Origin of the sequence: Streptomyces sp. NPDC005262 (genome assembly GCF_042872425.1) — a bacterium.
Lineage (GTDB): Bacteria > Actinomycetota > Actinomycetes > Streptomycetales > Streptomycetaceae > Streptomyces.
Genome location: NZ_JBIAKK010000025.1, coordinates 82620 through 92088, shown reverse-complemented (window position 1 = coordinate 92088; position 9469 = coordinate 82620). Strand labels below are relative to the sequence as shown.

Genomic DNA, 9469 nt, shown 5'->3' with positions numbered 1-9469 from the left:
GTCCGGCGGGGGGCGGGGGCCCCCCCCTTCCGGTCGCCCCCCCCCCCCCCCCCCCCCGGCGCCCGCCCCCCCCCCGGGCGGGGGGGGGGGGGGGGGGGGGGCGGCCCCCCCCCCCGCCACAGGTGGGGTGTTCTCGGGTGCTGGTGGGTCAGCTTGTGCTGCAGGTAACCGTTGGCCAGGTCCACGTCCCGTTGGTCTGGATGGTTGCGCCCCAGTTGTTGCCGCTGCCGTTCGGTTTGGCGACGAGTGTTTGGCTGTCGGGGTAGTTGGCGCTGATGTTCCAGGTCGAGAGGACCTTTTCGGGGGAGGGGACCTTCATGGTCACGGTCCAGTTGCTGGAACCGGTGACTGCGACGTTCAGGTTGTAGCGGTCGCCGTACTTGTCGCCTGCGGAGAGCGTCGCGGTGCAGCCGCCGCCGGAACCCCCGCCGGAACTCCCGCCGGAACCGCCGCCGGAGGAACCGCCCTCACCGACCGTGATGTTGGAGTTGCCGCTGCTCTGATAGCCCTCGGTGGCGAGGATCATGTAGTTGAAGCTGCCCAGGCTCATGCCCTTGCCGGCCCACGCGTCGAAGTGGTTGCCGGTCGTGATGGTTCCACCGGTCTTCTTCGACTGTCGGACACTCCAGTACTGCTTGAATGTCTTGGTGCCCTCGATCGAGGGGGCGTTGGTGCGCGTCGTCTCGTAGATGTCATACGTTCCGCCATCGCTGGTGACGGTTCCCTTGAAGGTGCCCTCGGGTCTGTAGGTGCCCCAGTTTTCGACGACGTAGTACTCCACGAGGGGGTTGGTCGTCCATCCGTAGAGGGCCAGGTAGGCGTTTCCGGACGGGTTGAAGCTGCCCGAGTAGTTCACTGCTCTGCGCCCGCCGGTGCTCCAGCCCTTGCCGGCGACGAAGTTTCCGCTGTTGCTCCACGAGGTGCTGTAGTTGCCGCCGGATCCCAGGTTCATGTTGACCGACCCGCCACCGTCGGTCCAGAACGAGTAGTAGTACCCGTTGTTGGTGCCGGTCTCGTTCGAGGAGATGGCGCTGGCGGAGCTGGGCATGGCCAGCGCGGCCACGAAAAGCAGGAAGGTGCTGAGGCTGCCGACGAGCAGTCTGATGCGGCCGCGTGTGCGGCTCTTCGGATGAGCGGGAGCATTCATGTAAGTGATTCCTCCTGGCGAGGGTGGGCGGGAACGCCGGGCAGCGTGATGCGACCCGGTGCTGTGAAGGTGGCTGCGGTGAGCGGGCCACAGCGGGGGAGCCGGCGTGACAGCGACCGCGTGTTCGGCGTCGTGCCACGCGGCAAGGGCTGGGTCGGTGACTCGGATCGGAGCTGCTTCAAGCCTGTCGATGCGACAGCACGCCGGCCACGCCGACGGCGCTGCAGGCGCGGATGTGCTCGGTTTTCACCACCACTGCAACCTCTGCTTTCCGGTCCTCGGGCATACCCGGCGGGACCGTAAGGACGTTGTCTGCGTTACGGGAAAGTTGCCGATCGCTGGAGAGTATGGGCGGGTGTCGGTGGACAGTCAATAACTCTTGTTTCCGAAAGTTGACCGAAACATACGAACAATGAGCTGGAGAGACAAGTCGAAACATTTCGAATCCCGTTTATGGAAGATCTGTGGGGCGACAGAGGGTGTCCCGCTTCGGCCGGAGCGGCTTCACGGCTTCGCAAGATTGTTCGGGCGATTATCGAAACTTTCGGAATCCTGTAATCCGTGAGCGCTTGAGCCCGCGCCGGGCCTGCGAATGATCGACCTCGGCGCCGGAACCGGCAAGCTCACCGCCACGCTGGTCGCGCTGGGTGCCGACGTCATCGCGGTCGAGCCAGACCCGGCGATGCTGACCGAGCTGCGCCGCTCGCTACGCTCGGGCGGATCCGCGCATTCCTTGCAAGCAGACCGGAGACCGCCGACGGCGAGTTCGCACTCCCGATGCTGACCGCCGTGCTGCGCGTGCGGCGGCTGCGACAGCCGTCGACCCGCCTGACAGGGATTGCGGGCGGAGGGGCCGTTCCCGCACGCGGTGCCTGTGCTGCGCTGGTTCCGCGAGCGCGGCCCGGACGTCTGCCACGGGCCTCAAATCGACTTTCGCGCGAGGCCGTCGAGGGCTAGTGTTCGGGCGGCGAGTGACCCCCACGAGGAGCTGAGACATGCCCGGTCGTCCGAGCGCGCGTTGACGTCGTAGGCCGTGATCGGCCAGTCATCGCGTGCTGCACTGGATGCGCGGCACGGCGAGCCATCCCCCGTCCGGACCTTCGGCGCACCTGCCGTGTGCCGCATGGCGGGGCCCCGTCTTCGGCAGCCCAAGGGGTGTCTCTGTGCCGGCCGCTTCCTCACGTGTATCCGATTCCGGCCGATCCGATCTGCCGAGCCTGTGGCGGGATGCCGACTTCCGCAGGCTCTGGGCGGGCCAAGCGGTCTCCCAACTCGGCGAGCACGGGAGCCTGGTGGTCCTTCCGCTGATCGCCGTGCTGACGCTCCACGCCGAAGCCGACCAGCTGGGCGCGCTCCGCGCAGCGGGGCAGGCGCCGATCCTGCTGCTCTCGCTCTTCGTCGGCGCGTGGGTGGACAGGTGGCGGACCCGCACGGTCATGGTGCTGGCGGACCTCGGCCGGGCCCTGGCACTGGGTGCGGCGGCGGTGGCCGGCCTGCTCGGTGGGATCGGCCTGCCGGCACTGCTCCTGGCAGCCTTCGCCGTCGGGGCCCTGTCCGTGTTCTTCGATGTGGCCTACCAGGCTTCTCTCGTACGGCTGGTGAGACGCGATCAGCTGGTGCAGGGCAACAGCGCGCTCGAGGGCAGCCGGTCAGCGGCCCAGATCGGCGGCCCCGCCCTCGGCGGCGCGTTGGTGTCCCTGCTGTCGGCGCCGATCGCGGCTGCCTCCAGCGCGCTGTTCTTCGCGCTGTCCTTCCTGTCGATCCGGCGGATCCGTCGCCGCGAATCGCTCCCGGAGCGCTCGGAACGTCACCCTCGGGTCTGGCGACGGATCCATGAGGGCCTCCGATTTGTCGTCGGCCATACCTTGCTGCGGACCGTGGGCCTCGCCTCGGCCGCCTTCCAGTTCTCCTTCGCGGCCATGATGACCGTCTATCTGCTCTTCCTGCCGCGGGAATTGCACCTGTCGGGCACCGCCGTCGGGCTGGCGCTCGCAGCGACGGGGCCGGGCGCACTCCTGGGCTCGCTGCTCGCTGCCCGTCTCCCCGGCCGGTTCGGTTACGGCGTGGTGCTCGTGTCCGCGGCGGCACTCGGCGACGGCGCGCTGCTCTGCGTACCGGTACTCCACGGCCCCACCGCGGTCACGATTCCCGCGCTCGTGGCCATCAACTTCTTGTTCGGTGCCTTCGGTCAGTTGGTGAACGTCACGGTCATGGCGGTCCGGCAGGCCGTCACGCCGGACGGGATGCAAGGCCGCGTGGCCGCGACGATCACTTTTGTCGGCATGGGCCTGACCCCGTTCGGCTCGCTGCTCGGAGGACTACTCGCGGGGGAGTGGGGGTTGCGTACCAGCTTCCTGGTGACGGCCTGCGGCATGATGCTGTCCCCGGTGCTGATGGCTTTGTCCCCGCTCGCACGCCTGGGGCGGGCGCTGCCGGATACCGGCCGGGCCCGGCCCGCTGTCCTCAACTGCCCTGTCGATGACGGCTGAGCTTCAGAGGTCCAGCGCCGCCGCCAGCCGCCGCCACTCCTCCCGGGGCAGACCCGCGCGGCCCTCAACCGTGGACAGCACCTGTACGGCGACGTGGTCGGCGCCTGCGTCGAGGAAGGCGTCGATCCGCTCGCGTACCCGTTGCTCGTCGCCCCAGCCGAACAACGCGTCGACCAGGCGGTTGCTGCCACCGTTGGCCAGGTCGTCCTCCGCGAAGCCGAGCCGGAGCCAGCTGTTGGTGTAGTTGGGGAGCTCCAGGTAGAAAGCCAGCAAGCCGCGGGCGGTCGCCCGCGCGCGGTCCGGGTCGGCTTCGAGGATCACGGTGAACTCCGGGGCCAGCAAGGGCCCGTCACCGAGCGTCTCTCGTGCCTGCGCCGTGTGCTCGGGGGTGACCAGGTAGGGGTGGGCGCCCGCGGCACGGTCGCGGGAGAGCTCCAGCATTCTCGGGCCGAGCGCGGCCAGCACCCGGCGGCCGGCCGGGACCCCTGCGGCGTCCAGCGCGTCGAGGTAGCCGGTCATGGCCGCGTAGGGGCGCTTGTACTGATCGGCGAGCTTCGCGTGGCTGACGCCCAGGCCCAGCAGGAAGCGGCCGGGGTGGGCGGCCTCGAGGGCAGCCCACTGTTCGGCCGTGTCCTGCGGCTCGTGCTGCCAGATGCTGAGGATCCCCGTCGCAACGGTGATCGACCGGGTTGCTGCGATCAGCGGGACCGCGTGTTCCACGCCGCTGCTGCCGCCGAGCCAGAGGGCGCCGTAGCCGAGCTCCTCCAATTCCGCTGCGGTGTCGGCACGTTCGGCTGCACCGGAGGGCTCAGGATCGCGCAGCCCGGTGTTCCACAGGCCGTAACGGCCGATTGCCTGCGCCTGCGTGCTGTTGTCGCTGGAGCCCATGGGCCCATCTCCCGCCATGAGGTCGACCGAAGCGTGACGCCCGTCGACTGAAGTGAAGTTTGACGTCCGTCGTACCAAACCATGCGGGGTGATCTCCGTATTCCGCCGGGCGGCGGCGTGTTCCTTCCCGTGAGGTCATGGATTCGGTCTGCCATCGACCACGGCCCGAAGCCGTACGTGCTGAAGGTGCTTCCCACCGTCGGGGTGGCGGGCGAGCCGAAACGGGGCACGGCTCATCGCCGGTTACGCCATGACGACGGTGTCCTGGTGAGCTCATAGGTGATCTGCGGCAACGGAGGAATGCATCCTGCACTCCTATCGGTCGGCGTGGGGAGGCTGGTAGGCCAGCTGGACCTGCAGCGGCTTGATACGCCGGCCTGTGAGCATCGCGCGGCCGGGCGGCTGGCGAGACGGAATCACCGAACCGATCATCGCTCCCTCGGACTTGTCGCCCGAGAGTGTGAGCCCGTGCGCGCCTTGCTCCCGCAGGTACTGCAGGACCGGTTCGTACCGCTGCCGACCCGCGGCACGGCGGCCAAGAAGTGGAACTTGTCGTGGGTCAGACCACGACCCGGGGCGCCGACCGGGACATCCGCTGCCGTCCTCCGTTCGAACTGCGAGTCCATCGGGTCGGTGAGACGTAGCTCCACCTGGGTGCCGAAGTAGTCGCGCAGCGCTGGGCGGACGTCGGCGTAGCGGTTGGCTGCGAGCACCAGATGGATGCCGTAAGCGAGGCCGCGTGCCCCGAGGTCGGCAATGGCCTCCACCAGTTGCTCGTACTCGTACTCGTGCTTGAAGCTCGACCAGCCGTCGATGACCAGGAAGACGTCGCCCCACTGCTGGTCCGGCCACTCTCCGGCCGCGCGCCCCTGCATGTTCCCGCCACCGAAGTCCAGGCAGTAGCACTGGACTTCGGACGGCGTGTGGGTGAGGGCAGACGACGGTACGCAACAGCGTCGACTTGCCCGTCTGGGGCGCGCCGACGACCAGGCCGTGCCCGGCCGCACCCGAGAAATCGAGGTACATCAGATCGCGGCGCTGCTGGTCGGGGCAGTCTACGAGACCGGCCGGCACCCGGAGCCCGCCGAGTCCCCCGTACGCCGGAGGATGCAGCCCGCGCTCCGGCGTGGTCGCCAGTTCCGGCAGCAGGTCGCCGAGGGTGGCCGGCACATCGAGCGGGGGCAGCCAGACCTGGTGCACGGGTGGCCCTTGGCCCGTGATTCGTCTGACCAGCACGTCCAGCAGACTGTCAGCGAGAACGTTGTCGTCCGCGGTGGACGAAGCATCCTCCGGCGCATAGGGGGCCGAGACGTATGCGGCCCGGAAGCGGGTCATCTCGTCGGTGCCGTAAGTGAGATAGCCGGAGCCCGGGACCGGGGGCAGGTGGTAGGCATCAGGTACGCCGATGGCCCTCCGGGACTCGCTGGCGGAAAAGGTCCGCAGGCCGATCCGGTAGGAGAGGTATGTGTCCAGGCCGCGGAGCTTGCCCTCCTCCAGGCGCTGTGAGGCCAGCAGCAGGTGCACGCCGAGTGAGCGGCCGATACGGCCGATCTGAACCAGGATCTCGATGAAATCCGGCCTGGCGGTCAGGAGCTCGGAGAACTCGTCGAGCACGATGAGCAGCGAGGGAAGGGGGTCGATAGGGGCGCCCGCCGTACGCGCCTTCTCGTACTGGGAGACGTTGGGGTAGTTGCCCGCCATGCGCAGCAGTCCCTGGCGGCGGAGGAGCTCGCCGCCGATCGCGTCCCTCATGCGGTCCAGGAGGGTCAGGTCGTCCTCGAGGTTGGTGATGACCGCCGATACGTGCGGCCGGTCCGACATGCCGGCGAAGGTGGCACCGCCCTTGAAGTCGGCCAGGACGAGATTGAGCGTTTCCGACGAGTGCGTGACGGCGAGGCCGAGGACCAGCGTGCGCAGTAGTTCCGACTTGCCGGAGCCGGTGGCGCCGATGCACAGGCCGTGTGGCCCCATCCCGCCATGAGCGGCCGCCTTGAGGTTGAGCACAATGGGTCGGCCGTCCTCGCCGACCCCGATCGGCGCCCGCAGCCGCTCCTGCGACGGGCGCTGCCGCCAGGTGCGGGCCACGTCGAGCTGCTCGGCGTCGCCGATGGCGAGCAGATCCGTGAACGGAATGTCGGTGCGGGGAGGGGGGCGTCGCGTCCGGCTGCACGCCGAGCCAGCGTTCCCACATCCGCTGGGTCGTCTCGGCCAGAGCCCGCCGAGCCTCCACGGAACTGTTGACCTCCTCCAGGTGAGGCACCGCCGCGCGGAAGCGCCGACTGCGCGACAGGGCCCAGCCGACCCCGAGCCTCGCGGAGAGAGTCGCGTCGATCTGGGACTCTGACGGGTCGTCCAGGGCGAGTTCGACACGGGTCCCGAGCAGGCCGAGCAGACTCGTGCCGAAGTCGCTCCACCGCCGGGCGGAGACGAGGAGGTGAACTCCGTAGTTCAGACCGGTGTTGGCGAGCCGGTGGACCTCTTTGGATCCGCGCACCATGCCGGGTTCGCACCCTCGGCAATCGTCCGGCTGTCCCCACTGCGACCCGGTCCGCCATGGAGGGGACCGGGCCGCGGCGGGGGAGCGCCCGTCAGGCCGGCCGCAACTCGAACCAGTCGAAGGCCGCACTGCCGTGTGTGGCGTACATGCCGATGACACGGCCGGTGAAGCCCCCGGCGACCTCGGTGCTGAGGTAACGGCCGTCGAGTTCGGCGAGGATCTCGAAATCACCGTCGGCCGTCTCGTACCCCAGACGGAGGGTGTCGGGGCCGCCGACGCGGAGGCCGGGCGGGACAGCGGCCTCCGGGTCCGTGCCGCGGACCGTGACGGTGGGTGGCAGTACATCGGTGGTGGTGACGTCGATCCGCAGGGTCACCGGACCGGACGGCGCGGGCTGTTCGGCGATGGTGTGGCACAGCGGGCCGATCCTGGCGACCGCGCGGACCGTGCCGTCACCCGTCTCCAGCTGGTAGTGGTGTGCCTCGTCCAGCCGTACCGCGAGCCCGCCCCGACCGCCTTCGGCGACGTCGACCAGCGTGCGCGCGCTGCAGTCGGGGTCCCGCTGGCGCCTCCCTACGAAGAGCGCGCCGGGCTTGTCGAGGCTGTCCGCGCGGGCGTGCAGCACCAGGTGGCCCGGCCGCTCGTCGAGGCGGACGGCGGTCGGGTCGTGCCGTCTGAGCGACACCCAGCAGGGTGCGAGCGTGGTGGAGTCGAAGTCGTCCCGATGTGGTTCGTGCGGCCAGGGATGCGGCGGCAGCGCCGGAGCCGGGGCGCGCAGCTCCAGTGGTCCGGGCAGCGGCCACTCGTCCTCCCACCGCACCGGGACGAGGAACGTCTCCCTGCCCAGACCGTGATACATGGGTGTGTCACCGCGGGGCCTGGTGCCCAGCAGCACCATCCACCATGTGCCGTCGTGCGCCTGGACCAGATCGCCGTGGCCGGTGTTCTGCACCGGGTGGCCGGTACTGCGGTGGGACAGCACGGGATTGGCCGGGTGTGGTTCGAACGGCCCCGGCAGTGTGCGGGCCCGGGCGACCGACAGGGCGTGCCCGCGTTCCGTTCCGCCTTCCGACAGCAGCAGGTACCACCAGTCGCCGACGCGGTACAGGTGCGGGCCCTCGGGATACTGCAGCCCGCTTCCCGACCACATCGCCACCGGCTCGCCCAGCAGTTCGCCGGTCTTCGGCTCGATCCGCACCCCGCGGATGCCGTCCGACGAGAACACGCACCAGCAGTTTCCCTCGTCGTCCCAGGCGAGGTCGGGGTCGATGCCCGGTACGTCGACCGGCACCGGGTCCGACCATGGCCCCGCGGGGTCTTCCGCGGTCACCAGGACGTTGCCGGCCCCGGCCACCACGGTCGTGATCAGCCAGAACCGGCCGTCGTGGTACCGCAGGGTGGGCGCGTACACCCCTGTGGAGGACGGGGCCGTGTCGGGCAGCTCCAGCTGCGAGGACCGGTCCAGGACGTGCCCGATCAACCGCCAGTGCACCAGGTCACGGCTGTGCCACAGCGGTACGCCGGGTACGTACTCGAAGCTGGACGTCGCCACGTAGTAGTCGTCACCGGCCCGGCAGATGCTCGGGTCCGGACTGAAGCCGGCTATCACGGGATTGTCGAAGAACGCCATGTCCGTCCCTGATGTGTGTGGTCGGGCCGCGCGGAACTTCCCGCGCGGGATGATGAAGTCCGATGGACGGCTGTCAGGCCGTGAAGCTGAGGGCTGCGGGCGGGAGTTCGCAGGCGAGCACCAGGTGCCGCTGGTGGACGCCTGCTCGGTGGGTCGCCGGCTTTCGAGTGGCCGTGGTCCAGGTGCAAGGGTGACCGGTGCGCGGGGCGGGCCGCGAGGTACAGCTGGACGCTCTCCGTACCGGGGCCGCTGCCGGCGTCTGCCACGGCGGTCGAGATCGTGACGGTGCCGTCCGGGGAGGTGCACCGGCTGCTTCGTTCGGCCAGGCCGTTGCGTGCAGGACCTCGGCGCCCGTGTGGCAGGCGCCGACGCCCAACCGGTGGACGGTTGCGGCCTCTTGGCGCAGCATCTCGATCCGCTCGGCCGGCACCGGCCGGGACAGGAGGACCTTGAGGCGGTCCGTGAGGGGTCGGCCGGGGTCGCGAAACGAAAGTCGGTCCGCGGGGAGGTCGGCAGGCACGGAGGCGGAACTCACAGCGGGAAAACCCCCTACGCGTGCGGCGGTCGGCGACGGCTCGTGGCGACCGGGCGCGGCAGAGCCGAAGTGGACCGCACGACCGGGGTCGTTGAAGCGCTTCGAAACTGGCATACGGGCCAGCTGGATGTCAACGGTCCGTGATGGCTTCCTGAATAAGGCCTGACCAAGATCCGAATGTCGTGCCTGATTCTGTGCCTGATTCCTTGCCGATGCGGTGATCCATCGTCAGTCCTCACGCAAGATCGAAGCGCTTCGATGGCGAGGCCACCCGCGGGTCGAC

4 protein-coding genes and 2 pseudogenes are annotated in these 9469 nt (G+C 69.4%); 2 read left to right on the top strand and 4 right to left on the bottom strand.

What is annotated here, in order from left to right; genetic code table 11:
* Positions 1-148: 148 nt before the first annotated feature.
* Positions 149-1147 carry a glycoside hydrolase family 11 protein gene (locus ACFYP5_RS36835; RefSeq protein ID WP_389044051.1) on the bottom strand — a complete coding sequence of 333 codons (999 nt, stop codon included), beginning with the start codon at positions 1145-1147 and terminating at the stop codon, positions 149-151.
* A gap of 580 nt (positions 1148-1727) precedes the next feature.
* On the opposite strand from ACFYP5_RS36835, the pseudogene ACFYP5_RS36830 reads away from it, so the two are divergent.
* Together ACFYP5_RS36830 and ACFYP5_RS36825 are read left to right on the top strand one after the other, a co-directional pair.
* Positions 1728-1931, top strand: a pseudogene (locus ACFYP5_RS36830) (class I SAM-dependent methyltransferase); the annotation flags it as partial.
* Positions 1932-2310: 379 nt separating this feature from the next.
* Positions 2311-3636 (top strand): MFS transporter, encoded by a 1326-nt coding sequence (locus ACFYP5_RS36825; RefSeq protein ID WP_389044049.1) that lies wholly within the window; start codon positions 2311-2313, stop codon positions 3634-3636.
* Between the two features lie 3 nt (positions 3637-3639).
* On the opposite strand, the gene ACFYP5_RS36820 is transcribed toward ACFYP5_RS36825, so the two are convergent.
* The 3 genes and pseudogenes from ACFYP5_RS36820 to ACFYP5_RS36810 all read right to left on the bottom strand — a co-directional run bounded on the left by ACFYP5_RS36820 (position 3640) and on the right by ACFYP5_RS36810 (position 8651).
* Positions 3640-4524, bottom strand: a complete 885-nt coding sequence (locus ACFYP5_RS36820; RefSeq protein WP_389044046.1) for an LLM class F420-dependent oxidoreductase — start codon at positions 4522-4524, stop codon at positions 3640-3642.
* A gap of 506 nt (positions 4525-5030) precedes the next feature.
* Positions 5031-6672, bottom strand: a pseudogene (locus tag ACFYP5_RS36815) (FtsK/SpoIIIE domain-containing protein); the annotation flags it as partial.
* A 440-nt stretch (positions 6673-7112) separates the two neighbouring features.
* A complete protein-coding gene (locus ACFYP5_RS36810; protein ID WP_389044043.1) occupies positions 7113-8651 on the bottom strand; it encodes a glycoside hydrolase family 43 protein in 1539 nt (512 codons plus the stop codon).
* Positions 8652-9469 lie beyond the last annotated feature (818 nt).

What these genes read in the sequence shown, in the direction of transcription:
- ACFYP5_RS36835 (WP_389044051.1), bottom strand. Translation starts at nt 1,147, where the DNA reads ATGAATGCTCCCGCTCATCCGAAGAGCCGCACACGCGGCCGCATCAGA.
- ACFYP5_RS36820 (WP_389044046.1), bottom strand. Translation starts at nt 4,524, where the DNA reads ATGGGCTCCAGCGACAACAGCACGCAGGCGCAGGCAATCGGCCGTTAC.
- ACFYP5_RS36810 (WP_389044043.1), bottom strand. Translation starts at nt 8,651, where the DNA reads ATGGCGTTCTTCGACAATCCCGTGATAGCCGGCTTCAGTCCGGACCCG.